At 64.1% G+C, this 18867-nt stretch carries 16 protein-coding genes and 1 pseudogene; 11 read left to right on the top strand and 6 right to left on the bottom strand.

The features are described 5' to 3' along the window. Positions 1–86 precede the first annotated feature (86 nt). Together LQ956_RS06565 and LQ956_RS06560 are read left to right on the top strand one after the other, a co-directional pair. A complete protein-coding gene (locus tag LQ956_RS06565) occupies positions 87–1412 on the top strand; it encodes a TolC family outer membrane protein (RefSeq protein ID WP_238622073.1) in 1326 nt (441 codons plus the stop codon). Continuing rightward, positions 1412–1984, top strand: coding sequence for a hydrolase (locus LQ956_RS06560; protein ID WP_238622074.1), 573 nt, complete (start codon positions 1412–1414; stop codon positions 1982–1984). Before LQ956_RS06565 ends, LQ956_RS06560 begins: the two co-directional genes overlap by 1 nt. A 360-nt stretch (positions 1985–2344) precedes the next feature. Here the strand turns inward: LQ956_RS06560 and waaA are convergent, their stop codons facing one another. Then, positions 2345–3601, bottom strand: a complete 1257-nt coding sequence (waaA, locus tag LQ956_RS06555) for a lipid IV(A) 3-deoxy-D-manno-octulosonic acid transferase (protein WP_238630370.1) — start codon at positions 3599–3601, stop codon at positions 2345–2347. Between the two features lie 16 nt (positions 3602–3617). Then, positions 3618–5042 carry a bifunctional D-glycero-beta-D-manno-heptose-7-phosphate kinase/D-glycero-beta-D-manno-heptose 1-phosphate adenylyltransferase HldE gene (gene hldE / locus LQ956_RS06550; RefSeq protein WP_238629437.1) on the bottom strand — a complete coding sequence of 475 codons (1425 nt, stop codon included), beginning with the start codon at positions 5040–5042 and terminating at the stop codon, positions 3618–3620. A 115-nt stretch (positions 5043–5157) separates the two neighbouring features. On the opposite strand from hldE, the gene lpxL reads away from it, so the two are divergent. Then, positions 5158–6078, top strand: a complete 921-nt coding sequence (gene lpxL, locus LQ956_RS06545) for an LpxL/LpxP family Kdo(2)-lipid IV(A) lauroyl/palmitoleoyl acyltransferase (RefSeq protein ID WP_238622077.1) — start codon at positions 5158–5160, stop codon at positions 6076–6078. On the opposite strand, the gene LQ956_RS06540 is transcribed toward lpxL, so the two are convergent. Genes LQ956_RS06540 through LQ956_RS06530 form a run of 3 tightly spaced genes read right to left on the bottom strand, consistent with a single transcriptional unit; the run spans position 6072 to position 9698 of the window. Next, on the bottom strand, positions 6072–7568 hold the full coding sequence (locus tag LQ956_RS06540; protein WP_238622078.1) for an ArnT family glycosyltransferase: 1497 nt from the start codon (positions 7566–7568) through the stop codon (positions 6072–6074). The genes lpxL and LQ956_RS06540 overlap by 7 nt on opposite strands. Then, entirely contained in the window at positions 7561–8646 is a 1086-nt protein-coding gene (locus LQ956_RS06535; RefSeq protein ID WP_238629436.1) for a glycosyltransferase family 4 protein, read from the bottom strand. Before LQ956_RS06535 ends, LQ956_RS06540 begins: the two co-directional genes overlap by 8 nt. Beyond that, positions 8646–9698 (bottom strand): glycosyltransferase family 9 protein, encoded by a 1053-nt coding sequence (locus tag LQ956_RS06530; protein WP_238629435.1) that lies wholly within the window; start codon positions 9696–9698, stop codon positions 8646–8648. The genes LQ956_RS06535 and LQ956_RS06530 overlap by 1 nt, the downstream gene beginning before the upstream one ends. A 332-nt stretch (positions 9699–10030) precedes the next feature. Between LQ956_RS06530 and LQ956_RS06525 the strand changes: the two are divergent. From LQ956_RS06525 to LQ956_RS06490, 8 genes and pseudogenes are all read left to right on the top strand, one after another. After that, positions 10031–10264, top strand: a pseudogene (locus tag LQ956_RS06525) (PD-(D/E)XK nuclease domain-containing protein); the annotation flags it as partial. A 163-nt stretch (positions 10265–10427) separates the two neighbouring features. Beyond that, a complete protein-coding gene (locus LQ956_RS06520) occupies positions 10428–11549 on the top strand; it encodes a glycosyltransferase (RefSeq protein WP_238629434.1) in 1122 nt (373 codons plus the stop codon). Between the two features lie 127 nt (positions 11550–11676). Then, entirely contained in the window at positions 11677–12618 is a 942-nt protein-coding gene (locus LQ956_RS06515) for a stealth family protein (RefSeq protein WP_238629433.1), read from the top strand. Positions 12619–12961: 343 nt separating this feature from the next. Beyond that, positions 12962–13897, top strand: a complete 936-nt coding sequence (locus tag LQ956_RS06510) for a glycosyltransferase family 2 protein (protein ID WP_238629432.1) — start codon at positions 12962–12964, stop codon at positions 13895–13897. Next, positions 13894–15006: a glycosyltransferase gene (locus LQ956_RS06505; RefSeq protein WP_238629431.1), complete on the top strand. Its 1113-nt coding sequence runs from the start codon at positions 13894–13896 to the stop codon at positions 15004–15006. Before LQ956_RS06510 ends, LQ956_RS06505 begins: the two co-directional genes overlap by 4 nt. After that, positions 15003–16196 (top strand): glycosyltransferase, encoded by a 1194-nt coding sequence (locus LQ956_RS06500; RefSeq protein WP_238629430.1) that lies wholly within the window; start codon positions 15003–15005, stop codon positions 16194–16196. The genes LQ956_RS06505 and LQ956_RS06500 overlap by 4 nt, the downstream gene beginning before the upstream one ends. A gap of 107 nt (positions 16197–16303) precedes the next feature. Next, positions 16304–17293: a S1 family serine peptidase gene (locus LQ956_RS06495; RefSeq protein ID WP_238629429.1), complete on the top strand. Its 990-nt coding sequence runs from the start codon at positions 16304–16306 to the stop codon at positions 17291–17293. An 83-nt stretch (positions 17294–17376) separates the two neighbouring features. After that, the gene (locus LQ956_RS06490) at positions 17377–17739 is read left to right on the top strand and encodes an META domain-containing protein (protein WP_238629428.1); all 363 of its coding nucleotides are present in this window, start codon (positions 17377–17379) and stop codon (positions 17737–17739) included. Here LQ956_RS06490 and rrtA read toward each other — a convergent pair. Further along, positions 17726–18283 carry a rhombosortase gene (gene rrtA, locus LQ956_RS06485; protein ID WP_238629427.1) on the bottom strand — a complete coding sequence of 186 codons (558 nt, stop codon included), beginning with the start codon at positions 18281–18283 and terminating at the stop codon, positions 17726–17728. The two genes, LQ956_RS06490 and rrtA, sit on opposite strands and share 14 nt — an antisense overlap. Between the last annotated feature and the right edge of the window lie 584 nt (positions 18284–18867).

The following is an 18867-nucleotide window of genomic DNA, read 5'->3' as shown; positions in this document are numbered from 1 at the left end:
TATGCATTTTTTTCCGGTTCCCGGTAGGATAATCAGGATTCACTGATGGAATATTTCCTTCTTGCCCGCTCGGGCCGGAGACACCGATGATCCGTTTTCCCAAGACCCTGCTGGCGGCCGCCCTCGTCGGATTTGCCGCAGTAACCGCCCCCGTCCAGGCCACCGATCTCGTAGAGGTCTACCGCATTGCCCTGGAGCGTGACGCGCAACTGCGCGCCGCCGAAGCCCAGTTCCGGGCGGCCCTGGAACAGCGGCCCCAGGCCAGATCGGTCCTGCTACCCCAGATCGAGGGCGGCGTTGGCTACGCCTACACGGATACCGAGCGGGGCGGAAACTCGTTTGACTACCAGACCAGCAGTTTTGAGCTGTCCCTGAACCAGACCCTCTATGACCACCGCAACTATGTGGTCCTGCGCCAGGCGGACCTGGGCATCGCCCAAGCCACCGCGATACGCGACGCCAGCCGGCAGGAGCTGATCCTGCGGGTGGCAGAGGCCTATTTCAACGTACTGGCGGCCCAGGACAACCTCTCCTTCGCCCGCGCGGAAAAGGAGGCCATCGGCCGGCAACTGGAACAGGCGGACCGCCGCTTCGAGGTGGGCCTGATCGCCATCACCGACGTCAAGGAAGCCCAGGCCCAGTACGACCTGGCCGTGGCCGAAGAGATCGCCGCCCTGAACCGCCTGGATCTGGCCGGCGAGGAACTCATGGTCATCACCGGCCAGTTCCACGAGCAACTGGCCCTGCTCTCGGAACGCATGCCCCTGGTCTCGCCGGAACCGGCAAATATGGACCAATGGGTGCAAACCGCCCTGGAGGCCAACCTGAGCCTGATCGCCCGCCGCTTCGGCACCGAGGTGGCCGCCGAGGAGATCAAGCGCCAGCGGGCCGGGCACTACCCCACCCTGGGCCTCTCTGCCGGCTATACCGACCGGGATATTCACAATGCCCCCGGCGGAGAGACGGCCGGTAACCTTCTCGACGGTCGCGACACCCAGATCGGCATCCAGTTGCGGGTCCCCCTCTACACCGGCGGCCGTACCAGCTCCCTGACCCGCGAGGCCCGGGAAAACTTTGACGCCGCCCGCGAGGAGCTGGAACTGACCGAGCGTCAGACCGTACGCCAGGCCCGCAGTGCCTTCCTGTCGGTGAACGCCGGCATTTCCCGGGTCAATGCCCTGGAGCAGGCCCTGGAATCCACCCGCGCCTCCTTCGAAGCCGCCGAGGCCGGATTCGAGGTGGGCACCCGCACCGCCGTGGACGTGCTGCTGGAACTGCGCCAGGTGTTCCGGGCCGAACGGGATTATGCCGAGGTGCGCTATAACTACCTGCTGGATACCCTGCGCCTGAAACAGGCCGCAGGGACCCTGACCGAGAATGACCTGCTCACCATCAACACCTGGCTGGACTGATGAATCATACCCATCCCTCCCCCCTTTGCAGTGCAAGGCACAGCCAGCTCCTGGTGGTGGATATCCAGGCAAAGCTGGCCGTGGCCATGGAGTCCGATGTCCGCAATGAAGTCTACCGACGGGCGGGCAGTCTGGCCCAGGGTGCCGGTGTGCTGGGCGTCCCGGTCACGGTGACCGAACAATACCCCGGGGGTATCGGGCACACGGCCGGTGAAATCCAGGGCATGCTGCCGGAAGCAGTCCAAGTGCTGGAGAAGACCGCATTTTCCTGCTACCGCGACGAGGGCATCATGGGTGCCGTGAAGCGTGCCGGGCGCCCTCAGGTGGTGATCTGCGGCATGGAATCCCATGTCTGCGTCCTGCAGACCGCCCTGCTGCTGGTAGAGGCCGGATTCCAGGTCTTCGTGGTGGAAGACGCCGTCTGCTCAAGAGATCCGCGCAACAAGGCCAATGCCCTGGACCGCATGGCCCGAGCCGGGGTGATCATCACTAATTTCGAGTCGGTGCTGTTTGAATGGCTGGAAGATTCCCGGCACCCGAAATTCAAGGAAATCCTGAACCTGATCCGTTAGGGAATCCCTGATCAGGCCCCTGTCCGTCCAGGGGGCCTTTCCATCATCGCGCGGGCCGTTCTTCACCCCAGAGTCCTTTCCATTCCCCCGGTTCCTTTTCAATCACTCCCGTTTCACTTCCCGTCACTCCCGTTTCACTTCCCGTCACTCCCGCGAAAGCGGGAGCCCAGAACTTTCAGTTCATAACTGGATTCCCGCCTACGCGGGAATGACGGCCTCTCCTGGATTCCCGCCTGCGCGGGAATGACGGCCTCTCCCGGATTCCCGCCTGCGCGGGAATGACGGCCTCTCCCGGATTCCCGTCTGCGCGGGAGTGACGGCTCCCACCTATGCGGGGATGACGCCCGCCCGAACCGGCCTTCAAGAGGCCTGATCCACCCAGTCCAGTACCCGGTCCACCGCCCCCCGGTTTTCATCCAGGACCCGCCGGGCCGCCACCGTGATGGCCCGGTGGGCCTCCAGGTCCGACCACAGGGTCGATACCGCAGCGGCCAGCCCATCGGCATCCGCCACCCGACGCACACCCCCAGCCCGGTCCAGGGCCTCGTAAACCTCAGTGAAATTGAATACCTGCGGACCGGTCACCACCGCCACCCCATGGGCGGCCGGCTCCAGCGGGTTATGCCCGCCGGTGGGTACCAGACTGCCCCCCACGAAGGCCACCGAGGCCACCCCGTAGAGCCGCATCAGCTCTCCCATGGTATCCCCCAGCCATACCGTATCCCCAGCCTCGGGCGGCAGCCCGGCACTGCGGCGCGCCACGGCAAACCCCTGCGCCCGGCACAGGGCCGCCACGGCGTCGAAACGCTCCGGATGGCGAGGCACCAGGATCAGCAGGGCTCCGGGCCAACGGGACAGCAGGGAGCGGTGCGCCGCCAGCACCGGCTCGTCCTCCCCCGGATGGGTACTGGCGGCGATCCACACCGGTCGCTCCCCCACCTGTGCACGCCACTCGGCCGCGGCCCGGATCAGATCATCGGACAAGGCCAGGTCATACTTGATGTTGCCGCTCACCCGCACCTGATCCGGCCGGGCACCCAAGGCCAGAAAACGGCAGGCATCCTCCTCCCCCCGGGCCGCGATCCCGGACACCTGAGCCAGGGTCTGCCGAACCAGGGGCCGGATGCGGGCATAGCCACGGGCAGAACGGGCCGACAGGCGGGCATTGACCACCATCACCGGGATGCCCCGGCGGGCACAGGCCCGATACAGATTGGGCCACAGTTCGGTCTCCATCACCAGCAGCCGCTCGGGACGCGCCCGTGCCAGAAAGCGGGCCACCCCATCGGGCAGATCATAGGGCAGATAACAGTGTTCCACCGAATTCCCGAAACGCCGGATCACCTCGGCGGAACCGGTAGGGGTGGTGGTGGTCATCAGGATGGCATGCCCGGGGAACCGCCGCCGCAGCCCTGCCACCAGCGCCGCGGCGGCCGCCACCTCCCCCACCGAGACCGCATGCACCCACAGCCGGGGCCGCGCCGGCAGGTGGGGCGACCAGCCCAGGCGCTCCCTCCAGCGGTGACGATAATCCGGATTGGCGCGGCTGCGCTGGAGCAGCCGCGCCAGCACCAGCGGCGTGATGACATAGAGGATCAGGGAATAGAGTACGCGCATGCCGGTCAGATGGTCGTCAGGTGCCCCGGATCCGGTCGATGACCCGGGTGGTGGACACCCCATCCAGGAAAGGCAACACTTCCACCCGCCCACCCTGGGCACGGACATGGTCACCACCCACGATCGCCTCGGGCCGGTAATCCCCGCCCTTCACCAGCACGTCCGGCGACACCGCATGGATCAACCGCTCCGGCGTGTCTTCCCCGAAGGGCACCACCCAGTCCACCGAGGCCAGGCCCGCCAGCACCGCCATGCGTCGCTCCAGGCCATTCACCGGTCGCCCATGGCCCTTGAGACGGCACACAGAGGCGTCATCATTCACCGCCACGATGAGACGGTCCCCCAGGCGCCGGGCCTGCTCCAGATAGGCCACATGCCCCGCATGGAGGATATCGAAGCAACCATTGGTCATCACCACTCGCTCGCCCTGGGCCCGAGCCTCCTGCACCGCCAGCAACAGGTCCGGCTCCGACAGCAGGCTGCTCCAGCCGCCCTGGTGACCCCGCACCGCCGCCCGCAGCTCCGCCGGGGTCACGCAGCCGGTCCCCAACTTGCCCACCACGATACCCGCCGCCAGATTGGCCAAGGCCGCCGCCTGGGCCAGATCCTGCCCGGCCCCCAGGGCCGCCGCCGTGACGGCGATCACCGTATCCCCCGCCCCGGTCACGTCATAGACCTCCCGGGCGCGGGTGGGCAGGTGCAGGGGATCCTGGCCCGCCCGCAGCAGCAGCATGCCCCGCTCGCTCAGGGTGATGAGCAGGGCCTCCAGCTCCAGGTCCGTCCGTAGCCGTTCACCTCGGCTTATGAGCAGATCGTCATGGGGACAGGGACCCACCACGGCCTCGAACTCGGCCAGATTGGGGGTGAGCAGGGTGGCGCCCCGGTAACGCTCGAAATCACGCCCCTTGGGGTCCACCAGCACCGGCACCCGGGCCTCCCGGGCCATGCGGATCATCCGCGCCACCTCGGCCAGGGTCCCCTTGCCGTAATCGGACAGCACCACCACCGCCTGCCCGTCCAGATGCCCGGCCAGACGATCCGGCAGGGACGCGGTATCCGCGGCCTCCAGGGGCTGTTCGAAATCCAGGCGCAACAACTGCTGATGGCGGCTCAGGACCCGCAGCTTGGTGATGGTGGTCGCCCGGGACGAGCGGGCGAAATCACAGCTCACCCGGGCCTGGACCAGGAGCCCTTCCAGGGCATGGCCGGCCTCGTCCTCGCCCACGATGCCCAGCAGCCGGGTCTGCACCCCCAGCCGGGCCAGGTTGACGGCCACGTTGGCCGCCCCGCCGGGACGTTCCTCGACCTCGTTCACGTGAACCACGGGCACCGGGGCCTCGGGGGAGATGCGGGCGGTGGCCCCGGACCAGTAGCGATCCAGCATGAGATCGCCCACCACCATAATCCGGGCCTGTTCAAAGGCGGGCATGTGCAGATTCACGGCCTGACTACCTTGCAGAGGAAACCGGGGAGGATCTTACCATGGGGCAGCCCATTGCCCTGCGGACGCGGAGCCATTTGCTACAATCCGCAGCCCGCTCTCCGCAAACATCCCCATGGCCCGAAAACAGTCCCCCTCTCGCCTGTACCACCCTGTCCACTGGCCCATGTGGCTGGGCGTGGCCCTGTTCCGCACCTTGGTCCGGGTGCTGCCCTGGCGCTGGCAGATCCGGACCGGCGAGGCCCTGGGCGCCCTGCTCTACCCGCTGGCCCGGCGTCGGCGGCGGATCGCCGAGGTCAATGTCGGGCTATGTTTTCCCGACCTGGACCCGGCGACGCAAAAGGCCCTGGTCAAGGCCCATTTTCGTGCCATGGGCGCGGGCATCTTCGAGACGCCCCTGAGCTGGTGGGGCAGCGACCGGGCGCTTGAGGGGCTGGCCCGGATCGAGGGACTGGAACACCTGCAACGGACACTGGCAAAAGGCAAGGGGGCACTGCTGCTGTCGGCCCACTTCACCACCCTGGAACTGGCGGGACGCCTGCTCTGCGCCCATCAGGACTTTGCCGTCATGTACCGCCCCCACGAAAATCCGGTGATGGAACACTGCTTCCGGCAGAACCGGCAGACCCATTATCTGCGGGCCATCCGCCGCGACCAGGTCCGGGACGCCATCCGCGCCCTGAAGCAGGGCCAGGCCCTGTGGTACGCCCCGGACCAGGCCTTCAAGAACGGCAACGCGGTGATTGTCCCCTTCTTCGGTGTCCCCGCCGCCACCAATCCGGCCACCGCCCGCCTGGCGAAGATCAGCGGCGCCCCGGTCATCCCCTTCTTCGGCTATCGCCTGCCCGGCCGTCAAGGTTATCGGCTGGTGATCGGCGCGCCCCTTGAAGACTTCCCCGGAGAGGATCCGGCCCAGGACGCCCGACGCATCAACGCCGTCATCGAGGCGGCCATCCGGGTAGCGCCGGAACAGTATTTCTGGACCCACCGACGCTTCAAGTACAAGCGCGGCTGGGGATTACCGAAATACTATTGATTCACCCGGCAATCCCCCTTCAGCGCCCCCGGCAGCACCACCACGCCCATCACCGGGCCTGCCCCCGCACCGGATTCCAGCCACCGGGGCATCAGGCCCCCGGTGGACAGGCCCAGTTCCGCCGTGAGCCAGTCCCCAAGCCGACCGGGGATCTGTCGCTGTCGGTCCGCGTCCCAGGCCACCAGCAGATCATCACCGGGTCGGCACCGCAGCCCGCCGGGATTCACCCCCGGGATCACGGCCTGACTCCGGGGCAGGCGAAAACGCAGATTGCCCGCCACAAAGGCCCGATCTCCCACGATCAGACCCTGGCTGAAGCCCAGATCCCGGATCTCGCTCACCCGCTCGTCAAAGGGGTAGACATGCCGATGCTGGGACTCCAGCACCGGCCAGGTCTGCACCCGCCAAGCCATCACCACCAGCACCAGCACGGGCACCAGCAGACAGACCGACAGATACGCCCGCACCCGGGCGGGCGTCAGCGCCGCCGTGCCCATCATGGCGAACACGAACAGGGGAAAGACCAGCAGCAGGGGCAGCATCCAGCGGTCCTTGAAGTGGGACACCCCCAGCAGGGCCATCAGCACCAGCAGGCCCAACAGGATCCAGAGGTAGCGGTGGATGGGAAAAGCCGCCGGACCGCCCCGGCGTTTGAACAGGGCACGGAAAAAATCCCGCCGGAATACCGCGCCCATGACCAGCAGCAGCAATGCCAGGAAGCCCAGCACCGCCGGCACCAGGGAACCCAGCCCGGACCAGGGCCAGAGTCCCCCCCCGAAATCCAGCTTATCCAGGGACTGAGTGCCCAGATCCCGGCTGTGCCATACCCACAGGGCGTGGGGCAGGACCACCAGCAACGCCACCAGGGCACTCCACAGGATGCGCGGATGCAGCAACAGGGACCGTCCTCGGGCACAGCTCAGCAGGGTCAGTCCGGCGGCGGCGGCGAACACCAGAAAATTGTACTTAGACAGCACCCCCAGCCCGAACAGCAGGCCGATCAGCAGGTAATGCCCCACATGGGGCCGGTCCAGCCAGCGCAGCATCGCGTAAAAGGACGCGGCCGCCACCGTGGTCACCATCACCGAATGGGTCAGATCCCGCTGGGATTCCCAGGCCACCTGGGGAACCAGGAACAAGGACAAGGTGGCCAGCACCGCCAGTCGGACATCGCCCAACAGACGCCGGGCGGAGAGGAACACGAACAGCCAGGTGAGGAAAAGTAGGGTGTTTTTGACCAGGCTCAGGGCCCACAGGTCCATGCCCAACACCCGGAACGCCGCGGCCTGCAGCCAGGCATAGAGGGGTGGCTGCCCGGAATACCCGGCCAGCCACCACTGGGTCACGATGACCTGCTCGGCCTCGTCCAGTTCCAGCACCGCGGACCCGGTGGCACGGATGATCACATGGAGGGTGAAATAGACCCCCAACCCCAGCAGCAGCCAGAGACCCCAGTGCCGGTGTGGTTCTCCCATTGCGCCTTTATCCATGCACCAGTCCCTGATAGACCGCCAGATTCCCGGCCACCATGGCCTCCACGGAGAACCGCGCCGCCACCCGACGGCGACCGGCCTCCCCCAGACGCCGCAGGGCCGACCGATCACCCAGCAGATCAATCACCGCCCGCGACAGGGCCGGGGCATCCCCCGGCGGCACCAGCACACCGGCCTCGTCATCGCCGATGATCTCGGGCACGCCGCCCACCCGGGTCCCCACCAGGGGCACCCCCGCGGCGGCGGCCTGCAGCAGGGAAACCCCCAGCCCCTCCATGTCCGCCGGATGCACCACCAGATCCAGGCAGGGCAGGATCCGCTCCAGGTCATCCCGGAACCCCATCAGACGCACCCGTCCCGTCAGTCCCATGTCCTCAATCCGCGCCCTGAGCTGCGCTTCCAGCGGCCCCTGACCGAAGAACAGCAGCCGCACCTCGGGATGGGCCGCCAGGATCGCCGGCGCCGCCGTCAACAGATGACGATGCCCCTTGCGGGTAATCAACTGGGCAATCACCCCCACCGCCCGCTCACCGGGCGCAAGGCCGCAGGCAGCCTGAAACCCTTCCCGATCGCACGTCCCCTGCCAGGCATTCATATCCACCGCGCTGGGCACGCAAACTACCCGTTCAGGGGGCACGCCTTCCGCCAGCAGCACTTGCCGGATCGCTTCCGAGATGGTGATGACCCGGTCGAACAGACGGTACTTCAATCGCGCCCACAGGGCCGGCTCCGGGTTATCCACCCGCCGGGACAGCACCACCGGCACCCCGACCCGCCGGGCCGCGATCCCCCCCAGCACGTCCGCGCCGCGACGACTGTGCAGATGCACCAGATCCGGCCGGGTCTCCCGGATCACGCGCTTCAAGCGACCCACAAAGCCCAGATCCAGATCCCCCCCCATGGGCACCTCATGGACCGCCTCGCAAAACACCGCCGAGGCCTCGGCAATGGCCGCCCCCGAAGGGCACACCAGCACGTTGGCGACGCCCCGGGCCGACAGCCCTTCCAGCAGGTAACGGACCTGCAGCGCGCCGCCATACAGATGACGACCGGTCTCCACATGCAGAATACGCATCAGGACGGCTCCTTGATCGGCATTGCGGGCAGCAACCGCTCCACCTGAGCCATGACCTCGTCCACCGAGATGCCCTTCAGGCAATCAAAACGCCCGTCGCAAGTGGGATTGCGTCGGCAGGGGGCGCAGGGCAGGTCGTGGTAGATCACCACGGTGTTGTCCCGCCCGGTGTCCAGGTAGGGACAGGTGGATCCGAACAGGGCCACCGTGGGGACGTCGAAGGCCGGTCCCATGTGGGTCAGCCCCGTGTCCACCCCCACCAGCAGCCCGGCCCTGCGGATCACGGCCGCTGCCTGGGTCAGGGAGGTCTGCCCCACCCGGTTGTCCACCGCCGCGCCGGCCAGGGCCTGAATCCGGTCGGCGGCCTCCCGGTCATCGGGACCACCCAACAACACCATGGGCTGTCCCCGTTCCCCGTGAATGCGCAGGGCCAACCGTGCCCAGGCGGCCTCCACCCAGTGTTTCTGAGGCCGGGTGGTGAACGGACAGCCCACCACATAACCCCGAGTGCCCTGGGCCTCGGCCACCCGGCGGCCCACGGCCTCATCCTCCGGGCGCAGCCCCACCTGCATGAAGAAGGCACCCGGCTCAAGCCCCAGCGCCTGGGCCAGATACCGGTATTCCGAACCGATACGGCGGGGGTCGCCGCCTCGGGGCACCACCCGGGTCATGAACACCCCGCTGCCCTCCCGGGACCCCAGTCCCACCCGCTCCCGCGCCCCCGACAGGCGGGTGAGCAGACCGCTTTTCAAAAGCCCCTGCAGATCCACCGCCATATCGTAAGGCTCGGCCCGCAGTTCCCGGACAAACCGGATCACCTCCCGCCCCAGACGGATCCACCGCAAGCGGCGGAACAGGGAGCGCCACTGAGCCTTGGGCCAGACCACCACCCGATCCACCTGGGGATGCCGGGACACCAATCCCGCCACCTGGGGCTCCACCAGCCAGGTGATGCGCACATCGGGCCAGGCGGCGCGGAACACGGCCGGCAACGGCGAAGCCATTACCACGTCGCCGATGGCGGAGAGACGAATGATCAGCAGGGACTGCATCGAAGATTCCGAAATGGGAGCGACGGCATTTTACCCCAGCCGCAAGGACCGTGTTTTCCCAGAGCGGCGTGCCGGACAAGGGGGGACGGGGGTTGTGCTACGATCCTCACAGGCACTCTGAACACACTATTCCAGTGGATTACGTCGCGTCATTTGAATGACGTCCCACCGTTTGAATGACGTCTCGTCATTCCCGCGAAAGCGGGAATCCAGTCACCGGACCATTCCCCCGGCTTCCGCATACGCGAAAGTGACGGAAAAAACCCGCCCCAAGGCCAACCACCCACGCTTTTTGAACATGTCCCATGGCAAACAGACTCAGGCAAATGGAGATGAGCGTGGACTTCAACGGCTACATCTGGCTGTTCGAGTTCAAGGTGGTAGAACAGGGCCTGAGGGCAAGGCCCTGTAACAACTCAGGGACCGGGGCTACGGGGATAAGTACCGGGGCCAGGGCAAACTCATTCACTTGGTGGGGGTTTGAGTTTTCCAGGGAGCGAAGGCAAGTGGTGGATATTCGAGGGGAGGAATGCCTCACTCATGGAGTGCAGTCACAAATCGGGTAAAAATATCGGGTCCGGTTTCGGACATGAATGCACAAGTTGCAGGCACGGTAAAGATAACGCATCAGGATTTCCCACCTTGCCCCCTGTCAGCGGACACGGACTATAATGGCCACCGGCTTCGCAACCCCCTCCTTGCATGCATCCCCAGACATCTACAGTTACCTTGTTCTCCACCGACCTGAACGGCGGCATCGGGCGCAACCTGTTGAATCTGGCCAGCGCCTTCAACGACATGGGCATCCACTGCCGGATCCTGCTGGAAAGGTCGGAAGGCCCCTATCTGAAGCAAATCGGGCAATACGCCAGTATCGACACCCTGCCCACCACCCATGCCTTGCTGGGAGTTCCCGCGCTGGCCCGATACCTCGGGCGGCACCGTCCCGACGCCATCCTCACCCCCAATACCCGGCTCACGGTACTGAGCCTGCGGGCCAGACGCCTCTCCGGCCACCCCTGCCGGATTGCCGTCAACGTCCACAACACCTATTCCCGCACCTTCAACCACTTGCCCACTCACAAACGAGATCGGCGCATACGGCGCATCGCCACCCACTACGTCCGGACCGATGCCATCATCGCCGTCTCGCGCGGGGTCGCCGATGACCTTGCCGAACTCACCGGGCTGGCGCGGTCCAGCATCCAGGTCATCTACAACCCAGTCGTCACTCCGTCCCTGGCGAACATGGCACACGCCGACGCCCCGGAACCTTGGCTCGACGACGGCGGGCCGATGGTCATACTTGCGGTGGGACGTCTGGAACCCCAGAAAGGGTTCATCACCCTGATCGAAGCCTTCGAACAGGTCTGCCGGCAACGCCCCTGTCGCCTGCTGATAATGGGCGAGGGCAGTGAACGTGACGCCCTGACTCGGCGCATCCAGGCCTCGCCCGCACGGGCCGACATCAAGCTCCCGGGCAATACCCACAACCCTTATGCCTACATGGCCAGGGCAAAACTGTTGGTGCTCAGCTCCAATTGGGAAGGCTTCGGCAACGTACTGGTGGAAGCCATGGCCTGCGGCACCCCGGTGGTGGCCACCGACTGCCCTCACGGTCCACGCGAAATCCTTGAGGAAGGCCGCCTGGGCCCTCTGGTCCCCGTGAACGATCCGACCGCCCTGGCAACGGCCATGGTCCACGCCCTGGACACACCGACCGCTACCGACGTCCTGCAAGCGGCAGCCAAGGCCTACCGCAGCGACAGGATCGCCAAGGCCTATCTGGAACAATTGCTGCCCCATGAATACCGAGGCATCATCACATCGACCGGCAAGGAACCGGAATGACACAGTGGCTCTCCCGACTTCCCGCGGGCCTGCAGGCAAGACGCGGCCTCAGGCTGAAGCTTCCGCCCCGAAGTATCCCCTATCCGAAGACCCGATCGGAGTGGCCAGGCCATGAGGGTGCCGTCTGATGGTGGACGCGGTCATCACCTGGGTGGATGGGGCGGACCCGGCGCATCGCGCAAAACGGGAGTGGTGGCTGACGGAGATGGAGGGGCACGAAGCGCAACCCCACCCCGGCACGGCGAATACCCGGTGGGACTCCCGGTTCGAGCTGTATTACTGCATCCGCCTGATCCGTCGAAATGCCCCGTGGATCCGGCGGATCTTCCTTGTCACGGATGATCAGCGCCCCAAATGGCTCACGGAAGATGAGGCCCGGCACTACAACGTGGTACTGGTCGATCACAAGACCATCTTTGCCGGGCATGAACAGGTTCTGCCCACATTCAATTCAACGACCATCGAGACGATGCTCCATCGCATACCCGAATTGTCCGAGCGTTATCTCTATTTTAACGACGATATATTCCTGTTGCGACCAACCCGGGAGCAAGACTATTTCGACGACAACGGTGTGCGATGGCGGGGGCGGTTTCAGGAACGCTACACGGTCAAGAAACTGCTCCAACTTCTACGCTGGATCACCAATACACCAAAGCGTGATGGCTATGTGGGTGTGCGTGGAGAACAGTCCATCCTTGGTAGGAAGCGCATGTTCATGCTCGCACATGCACCCTACCCGTTCGTTCTGGGTTTTACTCGGGACGTGATCGAGCATGACGGTCGTATGGAGAGGAACATCGTCCATCGATTTCGCTGCAGGGAGGTGTTCTTCCCGGCGGCTTTGCTGGCCAATGCCGGGTTTTTGCAAGACCGGGCCACAAAGGGGCCGAATGACTGGGAGTACATCCATGCTCACCACGACGAGGATGAAATCCTACAACGCATCGAACGCTGTCGTAGGAATGAGAGGGTCACATCGCTTTGTGTTCAGTCACTGGATATGATGCCAGTTCACCTCCAGAAACAGATCGAAACACTCTTGCGCGAATGCCTGCAAGAGAGCTGAGCGAAGGTGTTTCGCTAGCGCATGTGATGCCGGGTTTCCAAGTTCCTGCGCCACTGGCCCAGCTTCTGGGAATTCTGACACGACCGGGACAATTGATCCCAGTGGCTATGGGCAACCACCTGGACCCGATCCAGCATGTGGATGTGATCACAGGAGTCCACAATGGTAAGTCGGTGTACGACAAGAGCCATCGCCTGCTTGAAAGAGATTCGGTGTGTGAGACCCGATGCCCCAAGCTCACCAGGAGTCTCAGCACCGCAATCTGTCTCGTCTGCATTACCCGTTGCTTCCGATCTTACTTTTCAGATAATGCCTAGAGCCGCATCTGCCAAAGACCTATAATATGGCCTCAATAAAAACTCAACCCGACTTCAGCATATTCATACCAACCTATAATCGCGCCCACACTTTGGCAAGGACTTTAAAAAGCATTCAGGACTCAACCTACAATAATCTTGAAGTCATCATCATTGATGACGGATCCCAAGATAACACCATGGACTTGGTGAAAACCTGGCAGGTAACTGCCCCCTTCCCCATCACCTACGCATGGCAAGAAAACCAGGGCAAGCATGCCGCTCATAACCATGCTCTAAAGCTGGCGCGTGGAAAGCTTTTCATCACTCTCGATTCCGACGATTCCCTATTACCTGATGCCCTGAAGCAGCTCTGGAAATACTGGAAAAATATCCCACAGGACATTCGGGAAAAATTTGCGGGTGTCGCGGGAATCTGCCTGAATGAAGAGGGCAGATTATCCGGGGACCCCTATCCGAAAGATTTCATGGATTCAAATTATCTGGATATATTCCGTCATTGCCGCATGAATGGTGAGCGCAGGGAAGCACTGAGGATTGAGGTGCTCAGAAAATATCCCTATCCCAGATTTCCCGGCGAGCGTCATATGCGCCCGACTCTTATATTGCGCCGTATGGCTCATGAATACATGATTCGCTTCAGTAACACTCCAGTACAGATCAACCGCCATGCGCCGGATGGCATCAGCGCAAACAGATTCAATTATCGTTTTCGCAATCCCCAAGGATTCACGCTGTATTACCAGGAAGAAATCACTTTACACAAAGAGCATCATTTACCAAAGCAACTGTTCCGTCTCCATATTCAGTACCTTCGCTTTGCCCTTCACGCCCGTATCCCAATTGACGAACAAAAATGCCATTGCTGGAAACGACACTGGTGGTACATGGCACTACCCAAAGCCACCAGCTTATACATTCTGGACATACTCAAGGCCAAACTGCGGGGAATCAGACGATGATCCCGGGCTCCCCATCCCGAAAATTGGCGGTATTCCTCGCCACCTCCGGCCACAGTGGGGTTGACCGCATCATGGGCAACCTGCTGCCGGCCCTGGTGGATCAGGGGCTGTCGGTGGATCTGCTCACCCTTGAGGGTCATGGTCCCCACCTGCCTGATCCCCCGCTGGGCCTGCGGATCGTGCCCCTGGGCCGCGCCCATGTGAGCACGTCCCTGCCGGCCCTGGTGGGCTATCTGCGGCGGCACCAGCCTTTGGTGCTGCTCACCGACAAGGACCGGGTCAATCGTACCGCCATCCTGGCCCGTGCCCTGGCGGGCGTGGATACCCGGGTATATGTGCGGGTGGGCACGACCGTCTCCGTCAATCTGGCGGATCGCAAGCCACTGGAACGATGGCGGCAACGGCTCTCTATCCGTCATCTGTATCCCCGGGCCGACGGGGTGCTGGTCCCCTCTCACGGTTGCGCAGAGGATCTGCGACAGATTTCAGGTCAGCGAATCACCCGCCTGCAGGTGGTGCCCAGCCCCATCATCCGTGACGATCTGGAATCGCTGGCCGCCGATCCGACCGCCCTGCCCGTGGACATGGACGGTGACGATCCCTGGGTGGTGGCCATCGGAGAGTTGTCCCGACGCAAGGATTACGCCACCCTGCTGCGGGCCTTTGCCCTGGTGCTGAAACAGCGCCCGGCCCGGCTGATGATTCTGGGCGAGGGCCGGGAAAGGCCTACTCTGGAAGCTCTGGGCCGAGATCTGGGCATCGCCGACCGGGTGAGTCTGCCCGGGTTCGTGGGCAATCCGTATGCCTGCCTAAGCCGGGCGAGGGTCTTTGCCCATGCCTCCCGCTGGGAAGGCATGCCGGTGGCACTGATCGAGGCCATGGCCCTGGGCATCCCGGTGGTATCCACCGATTGCCCCAGCGGTCCCCGGGAGGTGTTGGACGGAGGACGCCTCGGCAGACTGGTGGACGTGGGGGATGCACAGGCCATGGCAACGAGCATTGGTCATTGCCTGGATCATCCCGCAGACCCGCGGACCCTGAAAAGTGCGGTGACCCGATATCGGGTCGCCGATAGCGCCAGGGCGTACCGGGAGGCCATGGGACTGTGAAACGCGATCTCTCCTCACCTCATCTGGCCATTCTCATCTCCCTCTCCGGCGAGGGCGGCGTCGAACGCATGGTGCTGAACCTGGTCCGGGAACTGACGGGCATGGGCCTGTCCATTGATCTGGTACTGATCCGCGAGGAAAGCCGGCATCTGCAGGCGCTGCCGGAGACCGTCAACATCATCCGCCTGGGCACCCGCCACAGCGCCCTGAGCATCGCACCCCTGGCCCGCTACTTACGGGAACACCGCCCGGTCCTGCTGTTGGCCGCCAAGGATCGGGCCGGTCGGGCGGCGCTCAAGGCCCGACGGCTGGCCGGCGTGGACACTCGCGTCTTTATCCGCCTGGGTACCACCCTGTCGGAGGCACTGGAGGCGCGTTCGGGATTGCGAAAGTGGATGCGTTACCGCCCCATGCGTCGGCTCTATCCCCTGGCGGACGGCATCATCGCGGTGTCCCGGGGGGTGGCCGATGATGTGCGCGGGATCACCGGCCTGCCCGAAGAGAAGGTGCATGTGGTGCGCAACCCGGTGATCACCCCCGACCTGGAAACCCTGGCCGCCGAGCCCGCCCCTCATCCCTGGCTAGAGGATGGAGGTGATCCGGTGATCATCGGCATGGGGCGACTCACCCGGCAAAAAGACTTTCCCACCCTGCTGCGGGCCTTTGCCGGGGTGCGGGGGCGGCGGCCAGCGCGGTTGATCATCCTGGGGGAAGGCGGGGATCGGGAAGCCCTGACGGCCCTGGCCCGCTCACTGGGTGTGGCAGACCGGGTGCTGATGCCCGGTTTTGCCCCCAACCCCTATGCCTGGCTGAGCCGGGCGCGCCTGTTCGTGCTGTCGTCGGCCTGGGAAGGTTCTCCCAATGCCCTCACCGAGGCCATGGCACTGGGGCTGCCGGTGGTGTCCACGGACTGTCGCAGCGGACCACGGGAGATCCTGCGGGACGGGCGATACGGGCCGCTGGTGCCGGTGGGGGATGTGGCCGCCCTGGAGGATGCCATGGTCAGGACGCTGGAGGCGCCGTTGCCGGCCGATGAGATCCGGGCGGCGGTGGCGGAATATCGGGCACGGGTAAGTGCCGAGCGCTATCTGGCGGTCATGGGGGTGGGTCCTGGGACGGGGCCTGAGCATGTCCTGAGCCGCGGGATTACCCGTCATTCCCGCGAAAGCGGGAATCCAGTGATAGACTGACAATTTTGAATTCTGGGCTCCCGCTTTCGCGGGAGTGACGGCGGAGAAAACGACAGTTGAAAAACCTCATATTCAGGCAATGCGGCAATGCAGGATGGTGGCTACCAATGCTCTTGGCCGTCGCATTGACGGGCTGGGTGGCTTCGGTTTCGGCGGGGCAGCCCGGTTCCAGAATCATCGGTGGCGAGGCAGTCAGAAGCGGCGAGATTCCCTGGCAGATCGGGGTGGTCAGGGGCCCCGAGGAGGCCAGGGATCTCTTCGCCCAGACCCAATGTGGCGGCACCCTGATCACACCCCAGTGGATCGTCTCTGCCGCCCATTGTTTCGATAACTACACCGACGAAGGCACCCTTTTCGATATCCCGTTTCCGCAAGACCTTTCTATCGTGGCGGGAATCAATGACCTCCTTCACGCCGATGCCGCCATCATCAGGAATGTGGCGCGCCTGATCATTCACCCGGATTATGATCCAGCCGGCAACGATAACGATATTGCCCTCCTTTTTGTCGAAGAGCCGGTGACATGCCCCGCCTGCCTGCCCATTGACCTGGTGACCCCCGCCAACGAAAGGATTGTGGCGGCGCCCGCCACTCTGGGTCTGATCAGTGGTTGGGGCTCCACGGGGGAACGGCAGGAAGGCTCGGAATTCATCCGCATCTTTCCCACCCTCCTGCAAAAGGCACTGGTACCCATTCTGGACAATGCCAGTTGCATGACGGACATGCAGTACATGGATGGGGACATCACCGACAACATGTTCTGTGCCGGTTACCAGGGCGGCGGCAGGGATACCTGTCAGGGTGACAGCGGCGGCCCTCTGGCGGTCCGTTCAAGCGATGGCACCAGTTACCTGCTGGCAGGGGTGACCAGTTGGGGAGAAGGCTGCGCCAAGCCGTACTATCCCGGTGTCTATACCCGTGTCTCCCGTTTCAGCGACTGGATCACCTTCTACACCCAGGAAGATGAGGGATCATCCCGGGGCGGTGGCGGGGCCATGTCACCGGTTGTGATCGGTCTGCTGGTGCTGCTGGTACTGGGCAAGGCCCTGCTGTCGGCAGGGGCCTCCGGCGGCAGAAGGAGATCATGGATGTCATGATGCGCGCATCAATATTCCCGACCATGGTCATGGCCCTCCTTCTGGTGAGCGGCTGTGCCGCCCACCAGAAGGAATCCGGGTCCATGCAGACAAATCCCCTGTTCAACCAGTGGCAATTGAGCATGGTGGAAGAGCAGGCCCTGCGCTGGCAGCCCGATGCACGGATCGCTCCCTTCACCCTGATCCTGACCGCAGAGGACGAGACCGCCCACGGACAGGTAGCCTGCAACCGATGGCACGGGGCGGTCAGGATCGACGGGCAGCAGCTCAGCATCGGACCGTCTCGCAGCACCCGTGCCCGCTGTGTCATCGATGATCCAGCCCATCGCAACCTGGAGCCGCGCTATCTGGCCGCCCTGCAACGGGTGTCCCGATACCATGTGGAAGCAGACCGTCTGGTACTGGAATGGGAAAATGGGGATCGCTGGGTGTTCAGCGCCCGATAACACCGGGCGGATCCGGCCATCTCGGGCCTTTTCCCTTTGACGGGAAAAGGCCCGCTAACAGGCCCGCCAAGGCGCCGTAAAGGTGGGCCTCGATCACCACTTCCCCACCCATCGGCATGGCCGTCGCGCCGGCGCCCGGGGAACACTGTTCTACAGCCAGCTTGAGAATCAGCACTGACAGCAGGACATAACCGGACCAGGGCCGTGCTCGCGCCCGGGTCCACGCCGCTGCCGCCCACATGCCGTGCAGGACACCGGAGAGCCCCACATACCATGTGATGTCAGGGGATAGCAGCCAGAGCCCCAGGTTGATCCCCGCGGCGCTGAGGACAACAGTCAGCAACCAGCGGCCCACCGGCATCGCATCTCCCAACAGCATCCAGATCAGCATCAGCCCGACTGCATTCATCGCCAGATGCGCCATGCCAAGATGGGTCAGGTGAGCGGTGGCCAGTCGCCACGGCTCATGGAGGAGCAATCCCCTCTCATAGCTCAGCGCCTCCAGGCTGCCAAAGGCGGCCAACAGCAGGGAAATGGCTATCATGCCCACAGGCAGGCATACGCCGGTGAGTTTTCCCCATGGGGCTGCAGAGGCTGGCATGGACATCAGGATGGGTTAGCGCACCACGATGGTTTGCATCATCAGGCCTCAAAATAGAGGCAGGATAACGGTTCAAGCTACTCAAGATCGCCTTGGGCCAGGGCCATGGGAGGTATCCTTGGCCCGGAGCATCTGTCCGCACCCCGAGGTCCATGATGGGGGCGTCGCGCAAACGGGTCAATGTCGTGGCAGGTGCCTTCTGATGGACCCTGTTGGTTACTTCTTCATCCCTTTGGGCATAGAATATCCTGTTCGCTCAGAAGGTTTATCCGTTGCAGTCCCGGGGTGAACCGGGAATGTCCTGAACCGGATTACCCATCATTCCCGGATTACCCGTCATTCCCGCGAAAGCGGGAATCCAGTGAGAGACTGACGATTTTGAATTCTGGGCTCCCGCGTTCGCGGGAGTGACGGCAGAGGAAGAAGCAGGAGTGACGGCAAGGGAAGCGGCAGTAACAGCAGGGGAAGCGGCAGCGGCAGTGGCGGCAGCGGCAGTGGCGGCAGCGGCAACGGCAACGGCAACGGCA

It is taken from the genome of Ectothiorhodospira lacustris (genome assembly GCF_022227845.1).
GTDB classification, from domain to species: Bacteria; Pseudomonadota; Gammaproteobacteria; order Ectothiorhodospirales; family Ectothiorhodospiraceae; genus Ectothiorhodospira; species Ectothiorhodospira lacustris.
This window is presented reverse-complemented; position numbering and strand designations above follow the sequence as displayed.